Raw genomic sequence first — 26374 nt, 5'->3', positions numbered from 1 at the left:
GTGATGGACGGCACTTACGCGGCCCTTGCGCCTCTTGCCGCCCCTCATGCCAAAATAGGACAAGGAGTCCGGGGAAGGCTCCGTTCGCCCGCGTGTGATCCATTGTGGGCGGAATCTCAGCATTGCACGCTTTGGGGGGTCTTGTGACTCCTGATCGCCCTGTGACTGATCGTCACAGTGGCGTGACTGTCCGCTATGGCATGGTCCATCGGCTTCCGTCGCTGATGAACACCTGGGAGGGCAATTCCATCGGTTTGGCCGACGCGGCTGGACAGATGGTGTAGTTGTAGTGCCGAGGACAAGCCGTTCGTCCTATAACCGACTCGACTCGCGTCCGCCATTTCGGGCAACGCGGGTCAAGGTGCAGAATTTAGAGGAAAGAACCGAGAAGGTTCGGTTCTCCCGAGGAGGCCGCTCATGACCGCTCGCACCCCTGATGCCGAGCCGCTGCTGACCCCGGCTGAGGTCGCCACCATGTTCCGTGTCGACCCCAAGACGGTCACGCGGTGGGCGAAGGCCGGCAAGCTCACGTCCATCCGTACGCTCGGCGGGCACCGCCGCTACCGCGAGGCCGAGGTCCGCGCTCTTCTCGCGGGCATCCCGCAGCAGCGCAGCGAGGCCTGAACAACTCCATAACCGGGCAGATCGGTAGGTCCCCCAACCCGCCGAGGCGCCCGGAACCCTAGCTCCAAGCGACGCGGGACCTGCCCCAACAGGCCCCACGCCCAAGCCGAAGAGAACGTAGGCAGCGACACAGGGTGCGTCGTAGATCGCGCTGGACTCCGCCGGGTCCAGCGCGATCTTTTTTGTGCGCTGGTCGGGGGCGTGGGCGGGTCACTGTGAGCGGCCTTGTCGGAGTCTGCGCAGGGCTGTCGGAACGACTGTGCGCGATCTCTGCGGCCGGTGCAATTGCACATATTAAATTGACCAGTTGTAGGACGTGGGTAAGTACCGCCCTTTCAAAAACTCATGCGGTGACTCCCGTCACACGCCCCGGCGGTTGTTGCCGGTGGCGCGGGTGCGCTAGTGGAGCGGCGAGTTCCAGCGTCCCGTCCCCGGTGGGTCGTTGAGGTGGGCGCCGGTCATGCGCTGCGGGGACTCTCGTCCTCGGCTTCCTCGTCGGTCGCCTCGGGAGCCCGTGAGCCGGCGTCCATGGCCAGGCGCAGAAGGTGATGACAGATGGGGCAGTGGCGGGTGAGATGCCGGTAGGACGAGGCGGCCGACAGATGGGCCCGGAGCAGCGCCCGCGTCTCGTGCCTGGCCGATGCCGCCATGAGCCACCTCCGCGGACCGCACAGGGGAACCGGCCCTGGTCCCTGGGTACCGGCGGAATGTGACGTCGTCAAGGGCGCCGGCGGCTGCTCGGGGGCGAAGGGACACGGGTCCTGCCGCAAGGGCGTCCACTGTGCCCGCGCGGACCGGGGGCGCGCGGGGCTCACCGCGCGGAACCTCAGAAGGCCCCCGCGAGGGGGGCCTTCATCGATGCGGTCCTGACGGGATTTGCTGTGTCTGATGGCGGCTCCGCCGCGGACGCGGCCTTCGGGGAATGCGGAAGACCCCCGTCCGGGTGGACGAGGGCCTTCTTCGATGCGGTCCTGACGGGATTTGCTGTGTCTGATGGCGGCTCCGCCGCGGACGCGGCCTCCGGGGAATGCGGAAGACCCCCGTCCGCGTGGACGAGGGCCTTCATCGATGCGGTCCTGACGGGATTTGAACCCGCGGCCTCCACCTTGACAGGGTGGCGAGCACTCCAAACTGCTCCACAGGACCAGGTTTCGCGGCACTCGGCTTGTCGCGTTGCGCTGCGAGAAGAGACTGTACAGGAGGTGGGGCCGCCTGGTCGAACTCACCCCCTGTACCCGAGCGGTTACGGCACGAGCGCGTCGATCGCCTTCACGATCCGCTTGTCGGAGACGGGGTACGCCGTGCCCAGCGCGTGGGCGAAGTAGCTGACCCGGAGCTCCTCGATCATCCAGCGGATGTCCAGGACCTGCTGCGGCACCGGCCGGCCCTTGGGGAGCTGTTCCAGGAGCCAGGCGTACTCGTCCTGCATCTCGTGGACCTTCTCCATGCGCGTGGTGTCGCGCTGGACGTTCGTCGGCATCTGCTGCAGACGCCGGTCCGCGGCCACCAGGTAGCGCATCAGGTCGGGAAGGCGCCGTATGCCCGCCCAGGTGACGAAGCCCGGCTTCACGAGGGCGTCCAGCTGCTTGCGCACGTCCGTCAGGTTCGCCAGCAGCGCGGGGCTCCGCACGGCCTTCAGACGGCGTTCACAGGCCTGCCAGGCGGCCAGCACCTGCTGCACCTGGGCGACCGTACGGATCGTCGTGTCGACGATCTCGGCGCGCACCTTGTCGTACAGCTTCCGGTACGACTCCTCGTCCCACGCCGGTCCGCCGAAGTCCGCGATCAGCTTGTCCGCCGCCGCCGTCGCGCAGTCGTCGAAGAGGGCCTGGACGGAGCCGTGCGGGTTGGCGGACAGCCCCAGCTTCTGCTGGTTGGTCAGCTTCTCGGACGCGAACTTCGCCGGGTTCACCGGGATGTTCCGCAGGATCAGGCGCCGGGTGCCCTTCCACATGGCCTCGGCCTGCTCGGCCTCCGTGTCGAAGAGCCGGACGGAGACCGTGTCGCCGTCGTCCACCAGCGCCGGATACGCCTTGACCGGCTGGCCGGCCCGGCGGGTCTCGAAGACCCGGGTCAGCGCGCCGATCGTCCAGTCGGTCAGGCCCCTGCGCTCCAGGGACTCGCCGCCCTCGCGGGACGCGGTCGCCGCTGCCGCCTGGGAGAGGGCCTGGCGCGCCTTCGGCTTCAGGCGCAGCTTCAGCGCCTCCAGGTCCTTGTCCTCGGCCAGCTTCCGCCGCCGCTCGTCCACGATCCTGAAGGTGATCTTCAGGTGGTCGGGGACCTTCGTCCAGTCGAAGTCCTCCGCCTCGAAGGGCACCCCGACCATCCGCTTCAGCTCACGGGCCATCGTCACGGTCAGCGGCTCCTGCAGGGGCACCGCCTTGTCCAGGAACGCCTTCGCGTAGTTCGGCGCGGGGACGTAGTTGCGGCGGATGGGCTTGGGCAGCGAACGGATCAGCTCCGTCACCACCTCCTCGCGCAGACCCGGGATCTGCCAGTCGAAGCCCTCGTCCGTGACCTGGTTGAGGACCTGCAGCGGGATGTGGACCGTTACGCCGTCCGCATCGGCGCCCGGCTCGAACTGGTACGTCACCCGGAACTTCAGCTGTCCCTGCCGCCAGGAGTCCGGGTAGTCGGCCTTGGTCACCGCCTCCGCCGACTCCCGGATGAGCATCTCCCGCTCGAAGTCCAGGAAGTCCGGCTGCTCGTGCCGCTTCCGCTTCCACCAGGAGTCGAAGTGGGCGCCGGACACCACGTGTTCGGGCACCCGCTGGTCGTAGAAGTCGAAGAGCGTGTCGTCGTCGACGACGATGTCCCGGCGCCGGGCCCGGTGCTCCAGCTCCTCGACCTCGCTCAGCAGCTTGCGGTTGTCGGCGAAGAACTTGTGGTGCGTGCGCCAGTCGCCCTCCACCAGCGCGTTGCGGATGAAAAGCTCGCGGCTCGTCTCCGGGTCGATGCGGCCGTAGTTCACCTTGCGCTGGGCGACGATCGGGACGCCGTACAGCGTGACCTTCTCGTACGCCATCACGGCCGCCTGGTCCTTCTCCCAGTGCGGTTCGCTGTACGTGCGCTTGAGGAGGTGCTCGGCGAGCGGTTCGACCCACTCGGGCTCGATCCTGGCGTTGACCCGTGCCCACAGCCGGCTCGTCTCCACCAGCTCGGCCGACATCACGAACTTCGGCTGCTTCTTGAACAGCGCCGAACCGGGGAAGACCGCGAACTTGGCGTTGCGGGCGCCCAGGTACTCGTTCTTGTTGCCCTCCTTCACGTCCTTCATCCCGATGTGGGAGAGGAGGCCGGCGAGGAGGGAGACATGGATGCGGTCGCCGGGGGCGTCCTCCTCGTTGAGGTGGATGCCCATCTGCTTGGCGACCGTGCGCAGCTGGGTGTAGATGTCCTGCCACTCGCGGATGCGCAGGAAGTTCAGGTACTCCTGCTTGCACATCCGCCGGAAGGAACTGGATCCGCGCTCCTTCTGCTGCTCGCGGACGTACCGCCACAGGTTGAGGTAGGCGAGGAAGTCGCTGGTCTCGTCCCTGAAGCGGGCGTGCTGCTGGTCGGCCTGGGTCTGCTTGTCGGCCGGACGCTCGCGCGGGTCCTGGATGGACAGCGCGGCCGCGATCACCATGACCTCGCGGACACAGCCGTTCTTGTCGGCCTCCAGGACCATGCGGGCCAGGCGCGGGTCGACGGGCAGCTGGGCCAGCTTGCGACCGGTGTCGGTGAGCCGCTTGCGCGGGTCCTTCTGGGCCGGGTCCAGCGCGTGCAGCTCCTGCAGCAGCTGTACGCCGTCGCGGATGTTGCGGTGGTCCGGCGGGTCGATGAAGGGGAACTTCTCGATGTCGCCGAGTCCGGCCGCGGTCATCTGGAGGATGACGGAGGCCAGGTTCGTGCGCAGGATCTCGGCGTCCGTGAACTCCGGCCGGGCGAGGAAGTCGTCCTCGCTGTACAGCCGGATGCAGATGCCGTCGCTCGTACGGCCGCAGCGGCCCTTGCGCTGGTTGGCGCTGGCCTGCGAGACCGGCTCGATGGGCAGCCGCTGGACCTTGGTGCGGTGGCTGTAGCGGCTGATCCGGGCGAAGCCGGGGTCGATGACGTACTTGATGCCGGGGACGGTCAGGGACGTCTCGGCGACGTTCGTGGCCAGAACGATCCTGCGCCCGGTGTGCGGCTGGAACACCCGGTGCTGCTCGGCGTGCGAGAGCCGGGCGTACAGGGGCAGTACCTCGGTGAATCTGTACTTCTTCTTCTCCAGGGCGTCCGCCGTGTCCCGGATCTCCCGCTCACCGGAGAGGAAGACGAGGATGTCGCCCTTTCCCTCCGCCATCAGCTCCTCGACGGCGTCGGTGATCGCGGTGATCTGGTCCCGGTCGGCGTCCTCGGAGTCCTCCTCCAGCAACGGCCGGTACCGCACCTCCACGGGGTACGTACGCCCGCTGACCTCGATGATCGGGGCCTCGCCGAAGTGCCGGGAGAAGCGCTCGGGGTCGATGGTCGCGGAGGTGATGACGACCTTGAGATCCGGGCGCTTGGGCAGCAGCTGCGCCAGGTACCCGAGCAGGAAGTCGATGTTCAGGGACCGCTCGTGGGCCTCGTCGATGATGATCGTGTCGTAGGCGCGCAGCTCGCGGTCGGTCTGGATCTCGGCGAGCAGGATGCCGTCCGTCATCAGCTTGACGAACGTGGCGTCCGGGTTCACCTGGTCGGTGAAGCGGACCTTCCAGCCGACGGCCTCGCCGAGCGGCGTCTTCAGCTCGTCCGCGACCCGCTCGGCGACGGTCCGGGCGGCGATGCGCCGGGGCTGCGTGTGCCCGATCATGCCGCGCACGCCACGTCCCAGCTCCATACAGATCTTCGGGATCTGGGTGGTCTTGCCGGAACCGGTCTCACCGGCCACGATGACGACCTGGTGATCGCGGATGGCCGCGGCGATCTGGTCCTTCTTCTGGCTGACCGGCAGCTGCTCCGGGTAGCTGATGGCGGGCAGACGGGAGCGTCGCTCGGCCATCAGGGCCTCGGCCTTGCCGACCTCCGCCTCGATCTCGGCGAGGACGGCGGCGCGGGCCTCCGGCTTACGGATCTTGCGCGCGCCCTCGAGCCGCCGACCGAGCCGATGCGCGTCGCGCAGCGACAGTTCGGTCAGCCGGGGGGCGAGGGTGCCGAGAGCGGGGGCGGGATGCGTAGACATACGCGATCCAGGATCTCACCCCGCCCGAAAAACACGCGAACGATTTGCCCGTGCTGTCTAGGGGGTGCGCTGGGCGGGTGGTGTGGCGGGGGCCGGTTCGGTGTGCCGCGGGGGCGTCGCGCCACTGAGGCTCATCGACTTCGCGGTGTTGGCGACGGCCTTGATGCCCAGGTAGGCGGTCGTCATGCTGCTCACGGCGGTGAACGCGGCCGTCAGGATGCCGACGATCACGGACTTGTCCCCGTCCAGCCGCCATACGCCGAAGATCGCCACGCCGGCGATCGCCAGGTTGCTCACGATGACCGCGAGCAGCCCGTACCGCGCCCGCGTCTTCTCCACGTCGGTGTCCTGAGCGACCCCGGTCCCGCTGCTGCTCATCGTCCCCCGCCTCGTAGCTGCTCCCCTACGACGAAGGCCCCGTTCGCTGAACGGGGCCTTCTGGCTGTGGCTGGGGCCGGGGTCGAACCGGCGACCTTCCGCTTTTCAGGCGGACGCTCGTACCAACTGAGCTACCCAGCCATGAGGTTTCATGTGAAACCTCAGCGGTCCTGACGGGATTTGAACCCGCGGCCTCCACCTTGACAGGGTGGCGAGCACTCCAAACTGCTCCACAGGACCAAGCTTGCGTGCAACAGTGTCGCACACGGTATTGCGTGCCCCCAACGGGATTCGAACCCGTGCTACCGCCTTGAAAGGGCGGCGTCCTAGGCCGCTAGACGATGAGGGCTATCGGCCCGCCTGGGCGCTTCTCAGCGCGTCGGGGACGTGAGAAGCATATGGGATGGCGGGGAGTATCGCCAAAACGGTTTACGGCGAGGGCGCGGACGAGCTGCGGGAAGAGCCGGAGGGGGTGCCTGCGGAAGGCGCGGTCTTCGGCCGGTTCTCGTCCGCCAGATGGCGGCTGACCTCGGCCGTCGTCTCGCCCAGGCCGCCCAGTTTGATCGCGTCCCAGGCCTGCAGACGGCGGCTGTCGCGGTCGAAGTAGAGGATCGAGGCCTCGACGGGGGCGGGATACTTGTGCTCCACCGCACGCAGCCCGCTTCCGCCCGTGGAGCCCTCCATGCGCAGCCGGGTGCCGAAGGGCAGCTTCTCGTCCCCCTCGTGGTGCAGATGGCCGCACAGCACCAGCGGTACCTCGCCGTCCGTCTCGCGGGCCGCGGCCGGCTCGTGGGCCATCGCGACGTCGACCGGTGTGCCGGCCGCCCGCTGGTCGCGCAGGGCGCTGGCCAGCTGGTCGCCGGCCAGTCGCTCGGCCGCGTCGCCGCCGGGCACCACCGAGCGGTCGGGTGTGAACTGCGGGTCGCCGATGCCCGCGAAGCGCAGGCCCGCGACGGTCTGCGCCCGGCCGTCGTCCAGGACGTGGACGTTCCTCATCCGCTCCAGATAGCGCTGGGTGGCCGTGGAGTCGTGGTTCCCGCGTACCCAGACGTACGGCACTCCCAGGTCCTTGATCGGGTCCAGGAAGCCGTTCTCCGCCGATGTGCCGTGGTCCATGGTGTCGCCGGTGTCGACGATCACGTTGACCTTGTACTGCTCCACCAGCGAGGCGATGATCTTCCAGCTCGCCGGGTTGAGATGGATGTCCGACACGTGCAGGACCCGGATCGTGGAGGGGTCCGGCTGGTAGGCCGGGAGCGTGGAGGTGACGTCGTAGAGCTTCGTCACATTCGTCACCAGGCGGGCCAGCTCCTTCTGGTAGACGTCGAAGTCGGTGACGATGCTGCGCGCGTTGCCGACCACGGCCGGCGCCGAGCTGAGCAGCCCGGAGAACTTCGGCTCCAGCACCGACTTCGGGTTCCAGGTGGCGTACGCGCTCCCCCCGGACGCGGCCAGCAGGGCCAGGGCGAGGCCGCCGGCGGCGAGGGCCCGGCGCGGGCTGCGGTAGACGGCGAGGCCGAGGGCCGTGGCTCCGGCGACCACGGCGACGCAGGAGCGCACGGCCAGGTCCAGCGTGCCGTGCGCGACGTCCTGGGCGACCTCGTCCTGCAGGCCGGAGATCCGCTCCGGGTGGTCGACGAGGGCCTGGGCGCGCAGCGGGTCCAGCTGGTCCACGTTGACGTCCAGCCGGACGGGGGCCACATGGCTGTCCAGGGTGAGCGCGCCCAGCGGCGAGACGTTGATCTTCGTGCCGCCGGTGAGGGACGGGCGCAGCGCCATCGTCGTGTTCATGGGGCCGACCGGGGCCCGTACGCTCCCGACGATCAGCAGGCCCAGCCAGGCGCCGGCCAGGACGACGGCCGTCATGCCGAGGGCGCGGAGCCAGGGGCGGGGCCGGTCGGCGAGTTCCAGGCGGGGGAGTGGGCGGGTGCCGCGGCGGGCGGGGCGCAGGCGGTTCGTCATCGTGCGGAGGGCTGCGACGGGGACGCGGACCATTGGTGCCGTATGCCCGTGCACCGCCGCGGATATGCCGCGCCGCGCCGCTCTCGTACGGGCCTTCGTACCGGACAATGTCCGTGTGCTGGAGATGACGCGCGAGGAGTTCGAGGAACTGGTCGCCGAGGCGCTCGACCGGATCCCGCCGGAGCTGACGCGGCTCATGGACAACGTGGCGGTGTTCGTGGAGGACGAACCGCCCGCCGACGATCCCGAGCTGCTCGGGCTGTACGAGGGCACGCCGCTGACCGAACGTGGCGAGTGGTACGCGGGGGTGCTGCCGGACCGGATCACGATCTACCGCGGCCCGACACTGCGGATGTGCGACAGCCGTGCGGACGTCGTCGCGGAGGCCGAGGTGACGGTGGTGCACGAGATCGCCCACCACTTCGGCATCGACGACGCCCGCCTCCATGCCCTCGGGTACGGGTGAGAACCGGCCTCGCCCGCGGGTGAGAACCGACTCGGCCAAGGGCCGAGCAGCGAGGGGTACGGCTGGGCGCGGGCGGGCCGTGCGTATGGCCGAGCGGGGGCGGGCAGCCGCGTGGGGGTGTGCGGTTGGACCGCGGCGCGGTTGTGGTGCCGGGATGTGGTCGCGGGTGAGGTGCCGTCGCCGGGCGAGGGGCCGGGGATACGGGCGGGGCGCGTGTCCTCTTGTGGGCGGCGGGAGTTGGGGAGGTTGACTCCTTTCCTTGCCTCCGGAGGTGGCCGCCGTGCGCCCCTTGCCCGTACCCGTCCGGCTCACCGTCACGGTGCTGGCCCTCGCCGCTGCCACCGGCTGTGTGAACGTGGGTGACGACGCGGGCCCGGCCAAGCCCTCGCACTCGGCGGGGCAGCACGGAGGCGAGGCGCCCGACGGCCCGGCCGACGGCGCCGGTGGCTTCGGCGGGCACAGCGGCACCGCGGGCGACGGCAAGCACGAGCACGGCGGCAAGCCGAAGCCCGGGGAGGAGTCGCCCTCCGCGTCGGCCACCCCGTCCGGCGAGGGCGGCTCAGCCGCGGCCCCGGCGCGGCCCGGCAAGCCCGGCAGGACCGTCAAGCCCGGGGACCCGCCGCCGACCGACGCCCCGCCGACTCCCCCGGTCACCTCCGCCCCGCCCGAGCCGCCGGCCTCCACCCCGCCCCCGGCGACCTCCGAGCCCCCGTCGGCCGAGCCGTCCTCCTCGGCGCACGGGGAGACCGGATCGCAGCTCGTCCAGCGTGAACCGGCACCGGCGGCGGGCATGCCTGCATGATCGGTCACACCCGAGCCGACCTGCGGCGATGCGCCCCAGCCCGCTCTCCCGGGTGGCTCGGTTTGCGTTCAGGGGTGGTAGGTGCGTATGGTGGTAGATCGTTTGATCCCATTTGCCCGGCGCCACCACAGAGCGCGCCGTGTGGCGCGTACTCTCCTTTGCCGTGGCGGACCGCATTGAGGCGGTCGTGAGCGAATCACGGAGTTGACGGGCGCGTGCCGAAGAGACTCCGGAAGGTTTCCCATTCGCATGTCCGTGTCCAGTGCTGATCAGATCGTCGTGTCCGAGAACGAGCTCGCAGGCGAACTCGTCGACGTGACGACCGAGGTCACCGAGGCCCCCGAGGCCGAAGACACCACCCCCCAGACCACCTTCGCCGACCTCGGCCTCCCCGAGGGCGTCGTGCGCAAGCTCGCGCAGAACGGCGTGACGACCCCCTTCCCGATCCAGGCCGCGACCATCCCGGACGCCCTGGTCGGCAAGGACATCCTCGGCCGTGGCCGCACCGGCTCCGGCAAGACCCTCTCCTTCGGTCTGCCGACCCTGGCCACGCTGGCTGGCGGGCACACCGAGAAGAAGCGGCCCCGCGCGGTCATCCTCACCCCGACCCGCGAGCTCGCCATGCAGGTCGCCGACGCCCTCCAGCCGTACGGTGACGTCCTCGGCCTGAAGATGAAGGTCGTCTGCGGCGGCACCTCGATGGGCAACCAGATCTACGCCCTGGAGCGCGGCGTCGACATCCTGGTCGCCACCCCGGGCCGCCTGCGCGACATCATCAACCGCGGCGCCTGCTCCCTGCAGGACGTGCAGATCGCCGTGCTCGACGAGGCCGACCAGATGTCCGACCTGGGCTTCCTGCCCGAGGTCACCGAGCTGCTCGACCAGGTCCCGGCCGGCGGCCAGCGCATGCTCTTCTCCGCCACGATGGAGAACGAGATCCAGACCCTCGTCGACCGCTACCTGAACAGCCCCGTCTCCCACGAGGTGGACGCGGCCCAGGGCGCCGTCACGACGATGTCCCACCACATCCTCATCGTGAAGCCCAAGGACAAGGCGCCGGTCACCGCCGCGATCGCCTCCCGCAAGGGCCGCACGATCATCTTCGTCCGCACCCAGCTGGGCGCCGACCGCGTCGCCGAGCAGCTGCGCGACGCGGGCGTGAAGGCCGACGCGCTGCACGGCGGCATGACCCAGGGCGCCCGTACCCGCACCCTCGCCGACTTCAAGGACGGTTACGTCAACGTCCTGGTCGCCACGGACGTCGCGGCGCGCGGTATCCACGTGGACGGCATCGACCTGGTCCTGAACGTGGACCCGGCCGGCGACCACAAGGACTACCTGCACCGGGCCGGCCGTACCGCCCGTGCGGGCCGCACCGGCACGGTCGTCTCCCTGTCCCTGCCGCACCAGCGCCGCCAGATCTTCCGCCTGATGGAGGACGCCGGCGTCGACGCCGCGCGCCACATCATCCAGGGCGCCGGCACCTTCGACCCGGAGGTCGCCGAGATCACTGGCGCCCGCTCGATGACCGAGGTGCAGGCCGAGTCCGCGGGCAACGCCGCCCAGCAGGCCGAGCGCGAGGTCGTCCAGCTCACCAAGCAGCTGGAGCGCGCCCAGCGCCGCGCGGCCGAGCTGCGCGAGGAGGCCGACCGGCTGGTCGCCCGGGTCGCCCGCGAGCGCGGTGAGGACCCGGAGGCCGCGGTGGCCGAGGCCCAGGCGACGGCCGCGGAGGAGCTCGCCGTCGTGGCCGAGGAGCCGGCGGAGCGCGCGACCGAGCGCGAGGAGCGTCCGGCGGCCTCGGCGCCGTACGAGCGCCGGGAGCGGCGCGGCTTCGACCGTGGCGAGCGCGGCGAGCGCGGTTTCGAGCGCCGTGAGGAGCGGGGCGACCGTGGTGGCCGTGGCTTCGAACGCCGCGACGACCGCCGTCCGTTCGACCGCGACCGTGGCGACCGTGGCGAGCGCGGTTTCGAGCGCCGTGACGACCGCCGTCCGTTCGACCGGGACCGTCGTGACGACCGTGGTGGCCGCTCCTTCGAGCGCCGCGACGACCGTGGCGGTCGTTCCTTCGACCGTCGTGACGACCGTGGTGGCCGTGGCTTCGAGCGCCGTGACGACCGCCGTCCGTTCGACCGGGACCGTCGTGACGACCGCGGTGGCCGCTCCTTCGAGCGCCGCGACGACCGTGGCGGCTTCCGCCGTGACGAGCGTGGCGGGCACCGCGGCAGCGACCGCCCCTTCAACCGCGACCGCCGCGACGACCGCCCGGGCTTCCGCACCGGCGGCCACGAGCGCCCCTACGGCCGCCGTGACGACCACCGCGGCAACGGCTCCTTCGGCCGCCGCGACGACAAGCCGCGCTGGAAGCGCAACGGCTGACGCCGAGTGACCTGAGAAGGGCCCGTACGACGACGTCGTGCGGGCCCTTTTTGGCCATCAGGTGACGCATGTCACGCCCCTGGCGAGGGAATTGCTGGGGGCATGACAGACGACGCGAGAGTGCGCGTACAACAGGGAACACACGGCCTGTCGGACGAGGAACGGCTGGCCCAGCTCGGTTACACCCAGGTCCTCGCCCGCCGGATGTCGGCGTTCTCGAACTACGCCGTCTCCTTCACGATCATCTCGGTCCTGTCCGGCTGCCTCACGCTGTACCTCTTCGGCATGACCACCGGCGGTCCCGCGGTGATCACCTGGGGCTGGGTGGCGGTGGGCCTGATGACCATGTTCGTCGGCCTCTCGATGGCCGAGATCTGCTCGGCGTACCCCACCTCGGCCGGCCTGTACTTCTGGGCGCACCGCCTGGCCCCACCCCGCTCGGCGGCGGCCTGGGCCTGGTTCACCGGCTGGTTCAACGTGCTGGGCCAGGTCGCGGTGACCGCGGGCATCGACTTCGGCGCGGCGTCCTTCCTCGGCGCGTACCTGAACCTCCAGTTCGACTTCGAGGTGACACCGGGCCGCACGGTCCTGTTGTTCGCGGCGATCCTCGTCCTCCACGGCCTGCTGAACACCTTCGGCGTCCGGATCGTCGCGTTCCTGAACGGCGTGAGCGTGTGGTGGCACGTGCTGGGCGTGGCGGTGATCGTCGGCGCGCTCGCCTTCGTGCCCGACCACCACCGGTCGGCGTCCTTCGTGTTCACGAAGTTCGTCAACGAGACGGGCTGGGGCAGCGGCCCGTACGTCGTCCTCCTCGGCCTCCTGATGGCCCAGTACACCTTCACCGGCTACGACGCCTCGGCCCACATGACCGAGGAGACCCACGACGCGTCCACGGCCGGTCCCAAGGGCATCGTCCGCTCGATCTGGACGTCCTGGATCGCCGGCTTCGTGCTCCTGCTCGGCTTCACGTTCGCGATCCAGTCGTACGACAAGGAACTCACGTCCCCCACGGGCGCGCCCCCGGCCCAGATCCTCCTGGATGCGCTGGGAGCGACGACCGGCAAGTTGCTGCTCCTGGTGGTGATCGGCGCCCAGCTCTTCTGCGGGATGGCGTCGGTGACGGCCAACAGCCGGATGATCTACGCCTTCTCGCGCGACGGCGCGCTGCCCTTCTCCCGGGTCTGGCACACCGTCAGCCCGCGCACCCGTACCCCCGTGGCGGCGGTCTGGCTGGCCGCGCTGGGCGCCCTGGCGCTCGGTCTGCCCTACCTGATCAACTCGACGGCGTACGCGGCGGTCACCTCGATCGCCGTCATCGGTCTCTACATCGCGTACGTCATCCCGACCTTCCTGCGGGTCCGCAGGGGCGCCGCCTTCGAACGCGGGCCGTGGCACCTGGGCCGCTGGTCGGTGCCGACGGGCGTCGTCTCGGTGACCTGGGTGGTCGTGATCACGGTCCTCTTCATGCTCCCGCAGGTCTCCCCGGTCACCTGGAAGAGCTTCAACTACGCCCCCGTGGCCGTCCTGGTCGTCCTGGGCTTCGCGGCGACCTGGTGGCTGGCCTCGGCCCGTCGCTGGTTCCTCACCGGGGAGCGGACTCCGACCCCGGATCCGGTCGAAAAGTGACCATCCGAAACCTTTGGCTCTCCCCTGACGCGGCCGGGTCACCGATACCCGATCGGAGACGCGGCCTCGTCCGGCTATGCTCGGACAGGCAACATCGCCTGGGCCCTTAGCTCAATTGGCAGAGCAGTGGACTTTTAATCCATTGGTTGTGGGTTCGAGTCCCACAGGGCCTACGGCCGGCGGGCGGGGGATATGGCCCCTGACCTGCTACGCAGCGCCTGAGTCGGCTTCGGCTGGCTCGGGCGCTGCTTCGTTTTCGAGCCAGTGCGTGAGCGATGCGTGAGCGGATGTGCTCGTGGCCTGCGGATCGGGGGCCGCTTGGGCGGATGAATCGGCAGTTGCCGGACGCGACCGCGGAGTGGGGCGAGATAGCCCAGCGCATCGTCCAGGTCGCCGGCATCGCCCCCGCCGGTGACGACCTGGCCTGCCGCTGCATCGCCGTACGACATGCCGGCGACCACATCCACATCCTCGCCACCACCGTCCGCGAGGACGGCCGCCGCCCCAAACTCCACGACAGCGGCCTGCGCGTCGGTGACGCCTGCCGAGAGGTCGAGAAGGTCTACGGGCTGCGGCCGACCGGATCAAAACCATGTTCGGCCTCCTCCGCCCCCACCTGAAGAACGCGACCGCGCGAGACCTCTACGAGCGCGCACGAACGGTCGCCCCACCATCCCTGGCCCTTTGAGCGCATCGGGTCGTTGGACTGGACGACCAACGCCATGAGGACGAGGGACCGAACTCCCCGTTGGACGTCCTGCCGCCTACGGTTCTCGCCTGGTCCAAGCTGCCCACCAACCGGCCGACGAAGGGACACAACCGTGGCTCAACGGACAACCGACGACCAGCCCAAAGCCCTCAAGCCCGCCCTCGAATCCATGACCCTGCTGGTCGCCGCCGTCATCGTCCACGACAAGGCCGCCAACCGCGTCGTCCTCCTCCAGCGCAGCCAGAACGCCAAGTTCGCCCAGGGCATGTGGGACCTGCCGGTCGGCAAGAGCGAGCCCGGTGAGCCGATTAACGAAACCGCGGTACGCGAGCTGTACGAGGAAACCGGCCTGGCAGTGAAGCCGGAGGCCCTGAAGGTGGCCCACATCATCCACGGCGCCTGGGGCGTCGAAGCTCCCAACGGTTTCCTCACCGTCGTCTTCGCTGTCCACGAATGGACGGGCGAGCCCGAAAACCGCGAGCCGCGCAAGCATGCCCAGGTCCGCTGGGTCGACGCCGACGCAATCCCTGAGGAGTTCGTCGACACCACTGCCAGCGCCCTTCACCGCTACCTCAGTGACGGTCCTCAGGTCTCACTTGACGGATGGAAGTAGCAGGCAGGTGCTCGGCCGCTACTGGGCCTTAGGGTTTGTGCCTCAGCTGGTGCAGCCGCACCCCGATGCGGCCTTGGTCTCGGTGACGGTCTGGGCTGGGTGGACCGTTGCCTCGGCCGGAGTGCAGCAGGCGTTGACGCCGCAGCAGGCGTCGGGCGACTCTCCAGCCTCGGAGGACGTGTCGGTCGTTACCCGCTTGGTGGCCCGGACGATCGCCGAGTGCATTCCGTCCGCGACCGAATGGGTCGGGGTGATCTCGATGTCCGTGAACCCGGCGGCCTCCAGCCCTGCGCGGTATTCGGCGAAGGACAGCGCGCCGGCAATGCAACCGACGTAGTCACCGCGCTCGGCACGCTGGTCGGGGCTGAGTGAGTCGTCGGCAACGACGTCCGAGACGCCGATACGCCCGCCTGGCTTCAGAACACGGAAGGTCTCCGCGAACACGGCGGGCTTGTCGACGGACAGGTTGATCACGCAGTTGGAGATCACCACGTCGATGGTGTTCGCGGGCAGCGGGATGGACTCGATGGTGCCCTTCAGGAACTCGACGTTCGTCGCGTCGGCCTTCTCGGCGTTGGCAAGTGCCAGTGCCAGCATCTCGTCGGTCATGTCCACCCCGTACGCCTTGCCGGTGGGGCCGACGCGTCGGGCCGAAAGCAGGACGTCGATGCCGCCGCCGGAGCCGAGGTCGAGGACGCGCTCACCCTCCCGCAGCTCTGCGACGGCGGTCGGGTTGCCACAGCCGAGGGAGGCGGCGACGGCCTCGGCGGGCAGGGCGTCGCGCTCGTCGGCGGCGTACAGGGTCGAACCGAAGTTCTCGTCGACCTCGACCGGCTGCGGCCCGCAACATGCGGCACCGCCCTCGGTCACCTTCACGGCCGCCGCGGCATAACGCTGGCGGACGGTTTCACGCAGGTCACTGAACTGCTCGCGCATGGCTCACTCCCAGGTGACGGGACATGGCGGTGCCCCGGAAGGGCCTGTATTGACGTTCATTGATGCAACCTTGCGCCTTGAATCGAAAAACGTCAACATAGAGGTATGTCGAAACAAGAGCTTGAGGTGATCGGGCAGGACGCCGCCTGCTGCCCGGGGCTGTCCTCACCACTGGATGAGGACCAGGCGGCCGAGCTGGCGAAGGTGTTCAAGGCCCTGGGCGACCCCGTCCGGCTCCGGCTGATGTCGATGATCGCCTCCCGTGGTGAGGGCGGCGAGGTCTGCGTGTGCGAGCTGACGCCGGCCTTCGAGCTGTCCCAGCCGACGATCTCCCACCACCTCAAGCTGCTCCGGCAGGCCGGGCTCATCGACTGCGAGCGGCGCGGGACCTGGGTGTACTACTGGGTGCTGCCCGGTGTCCTGGACCGGCTCGCCGCATTCCTGACCGCGCCGCAGACCGCCGGAGCCACCGCGTGACCGCGTCCCTGGGCCGCCGTGTCGCCGCAGAAGCCGTGGGGACCGGGCTGCTGGTCGCGGTCGTCGTCGGCTCCGGGATCCAGGCCACCGAGTTGTCGCGAGACGTGGGCGTGCAGCTGCTCGCCAACTCCCTCGCCACCGTCTTCGGCCTGGGCGTGCTGATCGCCCTGCTCGGGCCGGTCTCCGGCGCGCACTTCAACCCGGCCGTCACCCTCGCCGCCTGGTTCACCGGCCGCCACAAGGCCGACGGCATCGCCCTGCGAGACGTGGCCGCGTACGTGCCCGCACAGATCGCCGGGGCCGTTGGCGGGGCGATCCTGGCCGACGCGATGTTCGCCAAGCCGCTGGTCGAGTGGTCCACGCACGACCGGTCCGCCTCTCACCTGTGGCTGGGTGAGGTGGTCGCCACGGCCGGGCTGATCCTGCTGATCTTCGGTCTCAACTGCATCGACCGAGCATCCCTCGCTCCGGCGGCCGTGGCCTCGTACATCGGGGCCGCCTACTGGTTCACCTCCTCGACCTCGTTCGCGAACCCAGCGGTGACCATCGGCCGGGCCTTCACCGACACCTTCGCCGGCATCGCCCCCGCCTCCGTCGCCCCGTTCATCGCTGCCCAAATGGTCGGAGCCGTGCTCGGGCTGGGCGCCGTGATCGCTGTGTACGGCCGTCCCGCCCCCGCCGCGGACGAGGTCGTGGTCCCACACGGCGAACCCGAACTCGCCTCCTCCTGATCCACTCCGCTCTCCCGGAAAGACGCCTGCCATGAGCACCCGCGCCCCGCGCCCCTCGGTCCTGTTCGTCTGCGTCCACAACGCCGGCCGCTCCCAGATGGGCGCCGCGTTCCTGACCCACCTGGGCGGTGACCAGGTCGAGGTCCGCTCGGCCGGTTCCGCCCCCGCCGACGCGGTCAACCCCGCCGTGGTCAAGGCAATGGCGGAGGTCGGCATCGACATCTCCGCCGAGACACCCAAGGTCCTCACCACCGAGGCCGTGCAGTCCTCGGACGTGGTGATCACGATGGGCTGCGGGGACGCCTGCCCCGTCTTCCCCGGCAAGCGGTACCTGGACTGGCAGCTGGACGATCCCGCCGGGCAGGGTGTCGACGCCGTCCGGCCGATCCGGGACGCCATCGAACCGCGGGTACGCAACCTGTTGGCCGAGCTCGGCATCCCTGCGGCGACATGACCACTACGAGCCGGCTCGGCGGGAGTGCTACCGCGCCAGTGACTCGTCGCGCTGCTCGCAGGACGCAAACCTGCTGCTCAGCGGCGCCTTATGTGTGAGCGATGCGTGAGCGGACGGTGCGGCACGAGCCGTCACGAGCCGCACCGCGCATCACGACGCACATGCTCTGACCAGGCAGTTCCGGACGCCGAGGCAGCGTCCGGAACCATTCGGCAAGCTTTGGCCAGGACTTTTAATCCATTGGTTGTGGGTTCGAGTCTCACAGGCGGCGGACGAGGGCTTGAGGTCCGGGACCGGGCACGCGACGCGCCCGGCTGTGCGGTGCGCTCGTACGACGGTCTCCCACGACCGTCCGTTACGGCGTGGAGTCCCGGCGGCTGTGCGCGGCGTGCCGGGGCTTCGTCACCTTGGACGAGACCTGGCCGACGATCTCCCAGAAGCACACCAGGGCGGTGATCGGCGGAATTCCGAAGATGATCAGGGAAAGCAGTGAATGTGATGAATGGCTGATGCACAGGGCGACCGCCATGGCGGAGGCGCCCAGCACCACACCCCAGGATCTCCGCGCACTCCGATTCTGCACGGTGGCCCGCAGAATGGACAGAGCCGCGACCAGCCACGGCCCGTACACCGTCAACGGCCACCACTGGGCCAACTTCGTCGGCAGCACGAAGGACGCGGTGGCGCGCAGTTGGGCATAAGAATAGGAGAACGACCAGCCCAACATACAAACTGCGCACACCGAGATTGTCGCGACCAGGATCGTGACGTGTGTGCCACGATTGCTGTCCTGCGTGCGGGATTCCGCGCGGATCCGCCGTCGGGTTCTGCGGTGGCTGGACCGTTCGTGCGGCGGCGCCGGGTCGGGGCTCGCGGCGGACGCCGCGGACAGCATCTGGGCCAGCTCTTCGACCGGATCCCACTGTATCTCGATCGTGCTGAACTCAGAGTCACTGAAGATGTCTTCGTCGTGAATCCTGTCCATCACGTAAGTCCTATAGCCCGAGCATTGCCTGCAGGTAGTCACTTTCCAGCTGGTTCATTCTTCGCAGGAAGTCGTCGAGAAGATCGGAACATCCGTCAATGAACACCTCGCCTTCGTCACGCTGCACCTGAAACGTGATCGTCGAGCGAAGATTTCCGGCTGTGCGCTCTTCAGTCCGTGTCACGACCGCCTAACGAGCCCCTCTGGCGGATCGGGTGTCGGGCATTCGGGTGTTTCCGTGCCTCGAAAGCAGTATCCAACAGGTCGTATGGCAGCACTGAGCGAAAATGCGAGTAAGCAGGAAATTGCATTCCGTGAATATAGGTGTGAGTGGGGGAGTGTCACGTGCCGGGCACGATGCGCTCCACCGCCGCCGTGACCAGCGCGTCCCGCTCCGCCTCGGAGAGCACGTCCGGCAGGGTGAGCTGCTCGACGATCAGCCAGTTCAGGGTCAGGTAGAGCAGTTTGACGGCCGTGGCGTCGCCGGGGAGGCCGGCGTCCTCGTGGTAGCTGACGTTGGCGGCGAGGTCGGCGCGGACCCGCTCGGTGAGCACCGCGCGCAGCTCCGGGCGGCGGGTGGCCTCCAGGCGGAGCTCCAGCAGCGCGAGGTAGCCGGTGCGGAAGGAAGCGACCCGGCCGACGAGTTCACGCATCAGCTCCGCGTACGTCTCCCGGTCGCGGCCGGCCGACCGCTGGCGGGCGATCGTGGCCTCGTCCGGCTGCAGCCGCTCGTAGACGCGGGCGCCGGCCTGGGTGAGCAGGTCGTCGCGGCTGGAGAAGTAGTTGGACGCCGTGCCGGGAGGTACGGCGGCCTCGCCGTCGACGGCGCGGAAGGTCAGCCCGCGCGCCCCTTCCCGCGCCAGCACCTCGATCGCGGCGTCGACGAGAGCGGCGCGCCGCTGGTCGTTGCGTCTCACCATGGGATGTGCGGCCCCCTGTGTGCGTACCGACAGAAACCACTCTGCCCAGAGTACTCCGACTGGAGTGGTCCGGTTTCGGGTCGACGGCGATCCGGTGTCGGTGCCGCAGGCGGTGAGGGCGTTGATGTTCAGCCGGCGGGGCGGACGGCACCGCGTCCGTAGGCCCGCAAGAACGCCGCCACCCCGCCCCTGATCAGCCGGTCCGTCTCCGCCGCCGGGAGCGGGCGGACGCCGTAGTGGGTGGTCTCGACGATCGAGTGCGTGGTCAGGGCCATGAAGTGGGCGGCGGTCAGCGCCGCGTCGCCGTGCGGGTCGAGCAGGCCGGCGGCCGCGAGGTGCGCCATCGCCTCGGCGACGGCCCGGGCGACCGGTTCCGGACCGGCCTCGTGCCAGGCCTTCAGGACCTCGGGCGGCACATGGTCGGCCTCGGCGTGGATGTGCCGGACGAGGGCGAAGTGGTTCGGGTGGTCGGCCATGAGACCGGCGAACGCCCGGGCCAGGGCCACCAGATCGCGTTCCAGGTCCTCGGCGCGCGGCGGCCGCTCGGGGTCCAGCACCGCGCGCAGACGGGCCAGTTGGGCGTCACGGACCTCGCTGGACGTCCAGGTCACCACGGTCTGGAAGAGCTGTGCCTTGCCGCCGGGGAAGTGGTTGTAGAGCGTGCGCGTGGAGACGCCGGCCTCGGCGGCCAGCGCGTCGACCGAGGCGCGCGCATAGCCCTCGCGGCCGAAGAGCGTGCAGGACGCGCTCGCGATCGCCATCTGCTTCTCCAGCCTGCGCGGCGAGACCTCCCGTCGCGCCCGCGCCAGCCGGGACTCGTTCGTCTGGCCCACACCAGCCTCCTTCGACCGGCCACTCTACCCGACTAACAACGACCGTTGTACTTCTTACAACGCTCGTTGTACTTTGCTGTGCGGAAGGCCGCACCGGGCGGCCCGCCGTCAGCAGAAGGGGGACACCTGTGTCTGTCACCACCCATCCCGCGGACGAGGCACCGCTGCGCGTCGCCGTCGTCGTGGGCAGCGTCCGGCAGGGCCGGCAGGGCCGGGCGGTCGCCGACTGGTTCCTCGGTACCGCCGCCGGGGACACCGGCCTCGACCTGGACGTCATCGACCTCACCGAGGTCGACCTCCCTCTGGTGCTGCCCGACTGGGGCGGGGCACCGAGTCCCGACGCGGCCGCCGCGCTGCGGGACGTCTCCCCGCGGCTGGCCGCCGCCGACGCGTTCGTCGTCGTCACCCCGGAGTACAACCACAGCTTCCCGGCGTCCCTGAAGAACTTCATCGACTGGCACCACGTCCAGTGGCGGGCCAAGCCGGTCGGTTTCGTCTCGTACGGCGGTCTCGGCGGCGGCCTGCGCGCGGTCGAGCAGCTCCGGCTGGTCTTCGCCGAGTTGCACGCGACGACGGTGCGCGACTCGGTGAGCCTGCACGGTCCCTGGTCCGGCCTCGACGAGGACGGCACCCCGCGGGACGCGGCCGTGTGCGCGGGCGCCGCCAAGGGCATGCTCGGGCAACTCGCCTGGTGGGGGCGGGCGTTGCGGGACGCCCGGGCCGAGCGCCCGTACGCCGGCTGAGGGCGGGGCGGGGGGAGATGCGTACGACCACACCCGCCACGGCACCGGTCCGCCCGGTGCCGGAGCGGGCCACGGCCCTGAACCGCACCCTGGCCGTCACCGTCACCGGCTCGGTGATGGCGGTGCTCGACATGACGATCGTCAATGTCGCGCTGCGCCGGCTCGCGCAGTCCTTCGGCGCCTCACTGGAGACCGTCCAGTGGGCCACCACGGCCTACACGCTCGCGTTGGCCGCCGTCATCCCGGCCGCCGCCTGGGCCATGGCCCGGATCGGCGCCAAGCGCGCCTACCTGACCGCGCTCACCCTCTTCACCCTCGGCTCGCTGCTCGCCGCGTGCGCCTGGGACGCGGGCAGCCTCATCGCCTTCCGGGCGGTGCAGGGGCTCGGCGGCGGGCTGTTGCAGCCGGTCGGCATGGCGATGGTGATGGGCGCCGCCGACCGCTCCCGGCTCGGCCGCGCGATGGCCGTGGGCGGGCTGCCGATCCTGGTCGGGCCGGTCGCCGGACCCGTGCTCGGCGGCTGGCTGGTCGACACCGCCTCCTGGCACTGGATCTTCCTGGTCAACCTGCCCGTGGGCGCCCTGGCCCTCGTCCTCGCGCTACGGCTGCTTCCGGCGGACGCACCGAAGCCCGGCACCACCGCGCGCCTGGACCTCCCGGGCCTGCTGATGCTCTCGCCCGGCCTCGCCCTGGTCCTGTACGGCCTGGCCCGGGGCGGTGAGCACGGTGACTTCGCCGTGCCCGGCGTCCTCGTGCCGACGCTCGCCGGCGCGGCCCTCGTGGTGGCCTTCGTACGGCGGGCGCTCACCGTGGCCGCACCGCTGCTGGACCTGCGGCTGCTGCGCGACCGCACCTTCGCCGCCGGCGCGGGCACACTCGCGCTGTTCACCTGCGGCTACTTCGGCTCGATGCTGCTCGGCCCGCTGTACTGGCAGCAGGAGCGGGGCCTGAGCGCCACGGCGGCCGGGCTGCTGGGCGCGCCGGTCGGTCTCGCCGTCGGTACGACCATGCAGATCGCGGCGCGCGGGATCGACCGGGTGTCACCGCGCCGGCTGATCCCGGCCGGTGTCGCGGTGGCCGCTCTCGGGATGGCGCTGACGGCCTGGCAGTCCGGGGTGCCCGGGGTCGCGCCCTGGCGGATGGTCGCGTCGGCGATGGTGACGGGCGTCGGCACCGGCATGGTGCTGATGCCGGCGATGACCACGGCGAGCCGTGACCTGCCCGGGGACCGGCTGGCCGCGGCGAGCACCGCGCTGAGCATCAACTCCCAGCTGGGCGCGTCCGTCGGCACGGCCGTGCTGTCGGTGGTGCTGGGCCAGGCCGGCACGGCCCCGGCGGGTTTCCGCACCGCGTACGCCGCCGCGGCGCTCCTGCTGGCCGCGGCGGCCCTGCCGGCCCTGGCCCTCCCCTCCCGCCGCCCCGTGCGCTGACCGGCCTCAGGCGGGACGCAGGGGGGAACGCACCTGCCGATCCCGGCCGCCTCCCCCGGGCTCAGCCCACGTTCAGTTCGGCCAGGGGGAGGGTGTGGCGGGTCTGGAGGACCTTGGCGCGCAGGTAGCGGACGTTGTGGGCCGTGGTGAAGACGCCGGTCGGCACCCGGTCCCGGACGACGACGCCCAGCGAGCGCAGCTGCTCGGCCTTGTCGGGGTTGTTGGACAGCAGGTCCAGCTCGCCGATGCCGAGGGCGGCGAGCATCTGTGCGGCGGCCGTGTAGTCGCGGGCGTCCTCCGGCAGGCCGAGCGCGGCGTTCGCCTCGTAGGTGTCGAGGCCCTGGTCCTGGAGGGCGTAGGCGTCGAGCTTGTTGTAGAGGCCGATGCCGCGGCCCTCCTGGCGGAGGTAGAGCAGGACGCCGCCGCGGTCGGCGATGCGCTCGACCGCTTCGCGCAGCTGGGGGCCGCAGTCGCAGCGGGCCGAGCCGAAGACGTCGCCGGTCAGGCACTCGGAGTGCAGGCGCACCAGCGGGACGGTGCCGGGGCCGGGGTCGCCGAGGACGACGGCGACGTGCTCCTGGCCGTCGGCCAGGCCGTGGAAGGTGACGAGTTCGGCGTCGACGCCGTAGCCGTCGTCGAAGCGCAGCGGTACCCGGACGCGGGCGCGCGGCGTGGCGGCAGGGGTGTCGGGCATGCGGTTCCCTCCGAAGACGGGCACTGCTTCAGATTTGAAGCAGCGGTACGGAGGGACACTATCCCATGTTTCAAAGTTAAAGCGATTGTTTTTTCGGCTGCCGGGCGTGGCGCAGGATCACGCGGGCGGTGGGGACGAAGTGCCCGAACAGGACGAACGGCGCCGCCAGGGGACGTCCTCCGTCCCGGACTCGGTGCCGCCGCCCTGCAGGCCGCGTGCGATGCCCGTACAGATCTCCTCCAGCTGCCCCACCTGCTCCGGCGTGAGCCGGTCGAACAGGGTGGCGCGCACGGTCTCGACGTGCCCCGGCGCCGTACGCTCCAGCACGGCCACCCCCTCCTCGGTCAGCACGGCGATGCTGCTGCGCTTGTCCCAGCGGCAGTCCTCCCGGCGCACCAGCCCGTCCCGCTCGAGCCGGTTCACCGCGTAGGTCAGCCGACTGCGCGTGATCTTCAGGCTCTCGGCGAGGTCGGTCATGCGCAGCCGCCGGTCGGGCGCGTCGGAGAGGTTGGCCAGCACGGAGTAGAACAGGTGTGGCATGCCGGCGTCCTGCTGGAGCTGTCGGTCGATCGCGTCCTCCAGGAGATGCGTCGCGGCCAGGTACGCGCGCCAGGCGCGCTGCTCCTCGGGGCTGAGCCAGCGGGTCGTCATGCTGCCAGTGTAGGTTTGATTCAAACTTGAACCAAGGATCACTTCGCAGGGAGACCGCGCCGATGTCGTACCCGTACGTGCTGCTGTCCGCCGCCGTCTCCCTGGACGGCCACCTGGACGACACCGGCCCCGACCGTCTGCTGCTGTCCAGTCCGGCCGACTTCGACCGGGTCGACGCGGTACGGGCCTCGGTCGACGCCATCCTGATCGGCGCCGGCACGATCCGCGCCGACAACCCGCGGCTGCTGGTCAACTCCGCCGAGCGCCGCGCCGCCCGTGTCCGGGAGGGCCGGCCGGAGTACCCGCTGAAGGTGACCGTCACCGCCACCGGCGACCTCGACCCCGACGCCAACTTCTGGCACACCGGCGGCGACAAGCTCGTCTACACGACCGACGAGGGTGCGCGGCAGGCCGCCCGCCGCCTCGGCGGCACCGCCGACATCGTCCCGCTCGGCCCCGGCCTCGACTGGCGGGCGCTGCTCTCCCACCTGCACGACGTGCGCGGGGTGCGGCGGCTGATGGTCGAGGGCGGTGGCACGATTCACACCCAGCTGCTTCAGCTGGGCCTCGCCGACGAGCTCCAGCTGGTCCTCGCGCCCCTCTTCGTCGGCGACCCGGCCGCCCCGCGCCTCTTCGGCCCCGGCGGATACCAGGGCGGCCGGCTGCGCCTGACCGAGACCCGCCGGATCGAGGACGTGGTCCTCATGCGCTACGAGCCCACGGCCCCCGGCGCCGGCCCGCTCCCCAGCGCCGCGGACCGCCACTGGCTGCGCACCGCCTGCGAGCTCGCCGCGCTGTGCCCGCCCTCGGAGACGGCGTTCAGCGTGGGGGCGGTGGTGGTCGCGGCGGACGGTACGGAGCTCGCGCGAGGCCACTCGCGCGAGGGGGACGACCCTGTGGCGCACGCGGAGGAGGCCGCGCTCGCGAAGATCGACCCGGCGGATCCGAGGCTCGCTGCCGCCACCGTCTACAGCAGCCTGGAGCCCTGTGCGCGGCGGGCCTCGCGGCCCGCGCCCTGCGCCGAGCTGATCCTTCGGGCGGGGGTGCGGCGGGTGGTCACGGCGTGGCGGGAGCCGGACACGTTCGTTGCGGGGGCCGACGGCACCGGGGTTCTGGTGAAGGGGGGTGCGCAGGTGGTCGTACTGCCTGAGCTGGAGGGACCGGCCAAGGCACCGAACCGGCATCTGCTGGGGTGATCCCGACCGCTCGCCCCTCAAGGGGCGCCCCTCGGAGCTGGAAAGCACCGAGGGCCGGAATCCATTGGATTCCGGCCCTCGGCCATCAGTAGCGGGGACAGGATTTGAACCTGCGACCTCTGGGTTATGAGCCCAGCGAGCTACCGAGCTGCTCCACCCCGCGTCGTTGTGTCTCCAGTGTACGCCATGCGCAGGACCGGATGCACATCGCTTTCCCGGGGGCCGTCCCGGAGGGTCATCCGCTCGGGTCACCGGGGTCGCCCGCCCGGCCCGCACCGGCCACGCTGGAGCCACGTCGGACATGTGGGAGACACGTGGTGCGCCCTGGTGAGGTGGAGGAGAGCCAGTACGCCAGGGCGGGGGGCCGGCTGCCCGGCGACCCCGTGCCCGACCCCGGCCCCGGCGACGAGGGCGACGAGCCGGCGCCCGTGCGGCACGGACGCCGTCCGGCCCCGCGCTCGCCGGTCCGCGCGCTGCCCGCCCTGCTCATCGCCTGCGGTGTGCTGTACGGCCTGCTCACCCCGAGGGAGTTCACCGCCGTCCCCTTCTTCGCCGCGGCTCCGCTGATCGCCGCGCCCCTGTCCTCGCTGCGCACCACCGCCCTCACCGGCATCGGGGCCCTGGCCGCCATGTACGCGCTGCGCGCCCCGGGCGGCGGGCATCCGGCCGTGGCCACCGTCACGGACGTCGTCACCGTGGCCACGGTCGCCCTGCTGGCCCTCGCCATCAACCGTGTGGTCCGCCGCGGCGACCGCCGGCTCGCCTCCGCCCGGGAGATCGCGGAGGCCGCCCAGCGGGCCCTGCTGCCCGAGCCGGCCGAGAGGATCGGCGGTTTCGAGATCGCCGCCCGCTACGAGGCGGCCCAGCAGGACGCGTTCATCGGCGGCGACCTGTACGCGGTGCAGGACAGCCCGCACGGGGTCCGGCTGGTCGTCGGCGACGTGCGCGGCAAGGGACTGGGCGCGGTCGCCGCCGTCGCCGTGGTGATCGGGGCGTTCCGGGAGGCGGCCGAGCAGGAGACGACGCTGGAGGCGGTGGCGCAGCGGCTGGAGCGGGCGCTGGCCCGCGAGGGCACCCGGCGGGAGGGTGTCGACGCCTTCGAGGGGTTCACCACCGCCGTCCTCGCCGAACTCCCGCACGGCGAAGGCGTCGTACGGATCGTCAACCGGGGCCATCCGCCGCCGCTGCTGATGCTCGCCGACGGCAGCGCTCGCCTGCTCACCGCTCCCGAGCCCGCGCTGCCCCTCGGCATGGGCGACCTCGGGATGTGGCCCGACCACACCCTGGAGGAGGACTTCCCGCGCGGGGCCACCCTGTTGCTCCACACCGACGGACTCTCCGAGGCGCGGGACGCGCGCGGCCGGTTCTACGACCCGGGGCGGCGGCTCGCCGGCCGCGTCTTCCCCGGCCCGGGCGCTCTGCTCGACCACCTCGCGGCCGACGTGCGGCGGCACTCCGGGGGAGGGATGGCGGACGACATGGCCCTGCTCGCCGTACGACGCCCTGATCGTCTTCACCCAGGGTGACCGGACGGAAGCCCTCCGCATAACAACTGAGACACCATCAAAAGCGCCGAGACT

At 70.6% G+C, this 26374-nt stretch carries 23 protein-coding genes, 6 tRNA genes and 1 pseudogene; 15 read left to right on the top strand and 15 right to left on the bottom strand.

The genetic code is table 11. The annotated features are described in order from the left end of the window. Positions 1-417: 417 nt before the first annotated feature. Positions 418-624, top strand: coding sequence for a developmental transcriptional regulator BldC (gene bldC / locus AB0D93_RS00220; RefSeq protein WP_003949541.1), 207 nt, complete (start codon positions 418-420; stop codon positions 622-624). Between the two features lie 458 nt (positions 625-1082). Here bldC and AB0D93_RS00215 read toward each other — a convergent pair whose 3' ends face one another. From AB0D93_RS00215 to AB0D93_RS00180, 8 genes are all read right to left on the bottom strand, one after another. Next, on the bottom strand, positions 1083-1274 hold the full coding sequence (locus tag AB0D93_RS00215) for a DUF6274 family protein (protein WP_362110343.1): 192 nt from the start codon (positions 1272-1274) through the stop codon (positions 1083-1085). Positions 1275-1695: 421 nt separating this feature from the next. Further along, positions 1696-1770, bottom strand: a tRNA-Asp gene (locus AB0D93_RS00210). A 97-nt stretch (positions 1771-1867) separates the two neighbouring features. Then, entirely contained in the window at positions 1868-5812 is a 3945-nt protein-coding gene (gene hrpA / locus AB0D93_RS00205) for an ATP-dependent RNA helicase HrpA (RefSeq protein WP_362110340.1), read from the bottom strand. Positions 5813-5869: 57 nt separating this feature from the next. Further along, positions 5870-6190, bottom strand: a complete 321-nt coding sequence (locus AB0D93_RS00200) for a hypothetical protein (RefSeq protein WP_362110336.1) — start codon at positions 6188-6190, stop codon at positions 5870-5872. A 67-nt stretch (positions 6191-6257) separates the two neighbouring features. Beyond that, positions 6258-6331, bottom strand: a tRNA-Phe gene (locus AB0D93_RS00195). Between the two features lie 24 nt (positions 6332-6355). After that, positions 6356-6430, bottom strand: a tRNA-Asp gene (locus AB0D93_RS00190). A 36-nt stretch (positions 6431-6466) separates the two neighbouring features. Beyond that, positions 6467-6539 (bottom strand) — tRNA-Glu (locus AB0D93_RS00185). 80 nt (positions 6540-6619) lie between these two features. Then, on the bottom strand, positions 6620-8152 hold the full coding sequence (locus AB0D93_RS00180) for a metallophosphoesterase (protein ID WP_362110333.1): 1533 nt from the start codon (positions 8150-8152) through the stop codon (positions 6620-6622). 115 nt (positions 8153-8267) lie between these two features. Between AB0D93_RS00180 and AB0D93_RS00175 the strand changes: the two genes are divergently transcribed. The 7 genes and pseudogenes from AB0D93_RS00175 (at position 8268) to AB0D93_RS00145 (ending at position 14744) form a co-directional block, all read left to right on the top strand. Beyond that, positions 8268-8618 (top strand): metallopeptidase family protein, encoded by a 351-nt coding sequence (locus tag AB0D93_RS00175; RefSeq protein ID WP_362110330.1) that lies wholly within the window; start codon positions 8268-8270, stop codon positions 8616-8618. Between the two features lie 280 nt (positions 8619-8898). Further along, a complete protein-coding gene (locus AB0D93_RS00170) occupies positions 8899-9420 on the top strand; it encodes a hypothetical protein (protein WP_362110327.1) in 522 nt (173 codons plus the stop codon). 249 nt (positions 9421-9669) lie between these two features. Beyond that, complete coding sequence (locus AB0D93_RS00165) at positions 9670-11796, top strand: DEAD/DEAH box helicase (protein ID WP_362110324.1); 2127 nt, start codon at positions 9670-9672, stop codon at positions 11794-11796. 102 nt (positions 11797-11898) lie between these two features. Further along, positions 11899-13422: an amino acid permease gene (locus tag AB0D93_RS00160; RefSeq protein WP_362110321.1), complete on the top strand. Its 1524-nt coding sequence runs from the start codon at positions 11899-11901 to the stop codon at positions 13420-13422. Positions 13423-13522: 100 nt separating this feature from the next. After that, positions 13523-13595 (top strand) — tRNA-Lys (locus AB0D93_RS00155). A gap of 156 nt (positions 13596-13751) precedes the next feature. Further along, positions 13752-13997, top strand: a pseudogene (locus tag AB0D93_RS00150) (mobilization protein); the annotation flags it as partial. Between the two features lie 246 nt (positions 13998-14243). Then, complete coding sequence (locus AB0D93_RS00145) at positions 14244-14744, top strand: NUDIX domain-containing protein (protein ID WP_362110318.1); 501 nt, start codon at positions 14244-14246, stop codon at positions 14742-14744. A gap of 42 nt (positions 14745-14786) precedes the next feature. On the opposite strand, the gene arsM is transcribed toward AB0D93_RS00145, so the two are convergent. Continuing rightward, entirely contained in the window at positions 14787-15680 is an 894-nt protein-coding gene (gene arsM, locus AB0D93_RS00140; protein ID WP_362110315.1) for an arsenite methyltransferase, read from the bottom strand. A gap of 105 nt (positions 15681-15785) precedes the next feature. Between arsM and AB0D93_RS00135 the strand changes: the two genes are divergently transcribed. The 3 genes from AB0D93_RS00135 to AB0D93_RS00125 are packed head-to-tail and all read left to right on the top strand — an operon-like array spanning position 15786 to position 17342. Then, a complete protein-coding gene (locus tag AB0D93_RS00135; RefSeq protein ID WP_362110312.1) occupies positions 15786-16157 on the top strand; it encodes a metalloregulator ArsR/SmtB family transcription factor in 372 nt (123 codons plus the stop codon). Beyond that, complete coding sequence (locus AB0D93_RS00130; RefSeq protein WP_362110309.1) at positions 16154-16888, top strand: MIP/aquaporin family protein; 735 nt, start codon at positions 16154-16156, stop codon at positions 16886-16888. The genes AB0D93_RS00135 and AB0D93_RS00130 overlap by 4 nt, the downstream gene beginning before the upstream one ends. 31 nt (positions 16889-16919) lie before the next feature. After that, on the top strand, positions 16920-17342 hold the full coding sequence (locus tag AB0D93_RS00125; protein ID WP_362110306.1) for an arsenate reductase ArsC: 423 nt from the start codon (positions 16920-16922) through the stop codon (positions 17340-17342). A 355-nt stretch (positions 17343-17697) separates the two neighbouring features. Here the strand turns inward: AB0D93_RS00125 and AB0D93_RS00120 are convergent, their stop codons facing one another. The 3 genes from AB0D93_RS00120 to AB0D93_RS00110 all read right to left on the bottom strand — a co-directional run bounded on the left by AB0D93_RS00120 (position 17698) and on the right by AB0D93_RS00110 (position 20080). Continuing rightward, the gene (locus AB0D93_RS00120; protein WP_362110303.1) at positions 17698-18327 is read right to left on the bottom strand and encodes a DUF2637 domain-containing protein; all 630 of its coding nucleotides are present in this window, start codon (positions 18325-18327) and stop codon (positions 17698-17700) included. A 341-nt stretch (positions 18328-18668) separates the two neighbouring features. Next, positions 18669-19247 (bottom strand): TetR family transcriptional regulator, encoded by a 579-nt coding sequence (locus tag AB0D93_RS00115; protein ID WP_362110300.1) that lies wholly within the window; start codon positions 19245-19247, stop codon positions 18669-18671. A 128-nt stretch (positions 19248-19375) separates the two neighbouring features. Then, positions 19376-20080 carry a TetR/AcrR family transcriptional regulator gene (locus tag AB0D93_RS00110; RefSeq protein WP_362110297.1) on the bottom strand — a complete coding sequence of 235 codons (705 nt, stop codon included), beginning with the start codon at positions 20078-20080 and terminating at the stop codon, positions 19376-19378. A 128-nt stretch (positions 20081-20208) separates the two neighbouring features. Here AB0D93_RS00110 and AB0D93_RS00105 point away from each other — a divergent pair, with 128 nt between their 5' ends. Beyond that, positions 20209-20823, top strand: coding sequence for an NAD(P)H-dependent oxidoreductase (locus AB0D93_RS00105; protein WP_362110294.1), 615 nt, complete (start codon positions 20209-20211; stop codon positions 20821-20823). Positions 20824-20840: 17 nt separating this feature from the next. After that, the gene (locus tag AB0D93_RS00100) at positions 20841-22253 is read left to right on the top strand and encodes a DHA2 family efflux MFS transporter permease subunit (protein ID WP_362110291.1); all 1413 of its coding nucleotides are present in this window, start codon (positions 20841-20843) and stop codon (positions 22251-22253) included. A 61-nt stretch (positions 22254-22314) separates the two neighbouring features. Here the strand turns inward: AB0D93_RS00100 and ribA are convergent, their stop codons facing one another. Continuing rightward, positions 22315-22947, bottom strand: a complete 633-nt coding sequence (gene ribA / locus AB0D93_RS00095) for a GTP cyclohydrolase II (protein ID WP_362110288.1) — start codon at positions 22945-22947, stop codon at positions 22315-22317. A 117-nt stretch (positions 22948-23064) separates the two neighbouring features. Next, entirely contained in the window at positions 23065-23598 is a 534-nt protein-coding gene (locus AB0D93_RS00090; protein WP_362110285.1) for a MarR family transcriptional regulator, read from the bottom strand. 62 nt (positions 23599-23660) lie between these two features. Between AB0D93_RS00090 and AB0D93_RS00085 the strand changes: the two genes are divergently transcribed. Then, positions 23661-24794, top strand: coding sequence for a dihydrofolate reductase family protein (locus AB0D93_RS00085; protein ID WP_362110282.1), 1134 nt, complete (start codon positions 23661-23663; stop codon positions 24792-24794). 89 nt (positions 24795-24883) lie between these two features. Here the strand turns inward: AB0D93_RS00085 and AB0D93_RS00080 are convergent. Beyond that, positions 24884-24957, bottom strand: a tRNA-Met gene (locus tag AB0D93_RS00080). A gap of 154 nt (positions 24958-25111) precedes the next feature. On the opposite strand from AB0D93_RS00080, the gene AB0D93_RS00075 reads away from it, so the two are divergent. Next, positions 25112-26320 (top strand): PP2C family protein-serine/threonine phosphatase, encoded by a 1209-nt coding sequence (locus tag AB0D93_RS00075; protein WP_362110279.1) that lies wholly within the window; start codon positions 25112-25114, stop codon positions 26318-26320. Positions 26321-26374: the final 54 nt, after the last annotated feature.

Source organism: Streptomyces sp. NPDC048191, from assembly GCF_040652655.1.
In the GTDB taxonomy this organism is placed as follows: Bacteria; Actinomycetota; Actinomycetes; order Streptomycetales; family Streptomycetaceae; genus Streptomyces.
The sequence above is the reverse complement of the archived record's forward strand: the minus strand, read 5'-3'. Positions and strand labels throughout refer to the sequence as shown.

Bases quoted from the DNA above. Each gene is read 5' to 3' on its own strand.
- bldC (WP_003949541.1), top strand. From the start codon at position 418: ATGACCGCTCGCACCCCTGATGCCGAGCCGCTGCTGACCCCGGCTGAG.
- AB0D93_RS00215 (WP_362110343.1), bottom strand. From the start codon at position 1,274: ATGGCGGCATCGGCCAGGCACGAGACGCGGGCGCTGCTCCGGGCCCAT.
- hrpA (WP_362110340.1), bottom strand. From the start codon at position 5,812: ATGTCTACGCATCCCGCCCCCGCTCTCGGCACCCTCGCCCCCCGGCTG.
- AB0D93_RS00200 (WP_362110336.1), bottom strand. From the start codon at position 6,190: ATGAGCAGCAGCGGGACCGGGGTCGCTCAGGACACCGACGTGGAGAAG.
- AB0D93_RS00180 (WP_362110333.1), bottom strand. From the start codon at position 8,152: ATGACGAACCGCCTGCGCCCCGCCCGCCGCGGCACCCGCCCACTCCCC.
- AB0D93_RS00165 (WP_362110324.1), top strand. From the start codon at position 9,670: ATGTCCGTGTCCAGTGCTGATCAGATCGTCGTGTCCGAGAACGAGCTC.
- AB0D93_RS00160 (WP_362110321.1), top strand. From the start codon at position 11,899: ATGACAGACGACGCGAGAGTGCGCGTACAACAGGGAACACACGGCCTG.
- arsM (WP_362110315.1), bottom strand. From the start codon at position 15,680: ATGCGCGAGCAGTTCAGTGACCTGCGTGAAACCGTCCGCCAGCGTTAT.
- AB0D93_RS00135 (WP_362110312.1), top strand. From the start codon at position 15,786: ATGTCGAAACAAGAGCTTGAGGTGATCGGGCAGGACGCCGCCTGCTGC.
- AB0D93_RS00125 (WP_362110306.1), top strand. From the start codon at position 16,920: ATGAGCACCCGCGCCCCGCGCCCCTCGGTCCTGTTCGTCTGCGTCCAC.
- AB0D93_RS00120 (WP_362110303.1), bottom strand. From the start codon at position 18,327: ATGGACAGGATTCACGACGAAGACATCTTCAGTGACTCTGAGTTCAGC.
- AB0D93_RS00115 (WP_362110300.1), bottom strand. From the start codon at position 19,247: ATGGTGAGACGCAACGACCAGCGGCGCGCCGCTCTCGTCGACGCCGCG.
- AB0D93_RS00100 (WP_362110291.1), top strand. From the start codon at position 20,841: ATGCGTACGACCACACCCGCCACGGCACCGGTCCGCCCGGTGCCGGAG.
- ribA (WP_362110288.1), bottom strand. From the start codon at position 22,947: ATGCCCGACACCCCTGCCGCCACGCCGCGCGCCCGCGTCCGGGTACCG.
- AB0D93_RS00090 (WP_362110285.1), bottom strand. From the start codon at position 23,598: ATGACGACCCGCTGGCTCAGCCCCGAGGAGCAGCGCGCCTGGCGCGCG.
- AB0D93_RS00085 (WP_362110282.1), top strand. From the start codon at position 23,661: ATGTCGTACCCGTACGTGCTGCTGTCCGCCGCCGTCTCCCTGGACGGC.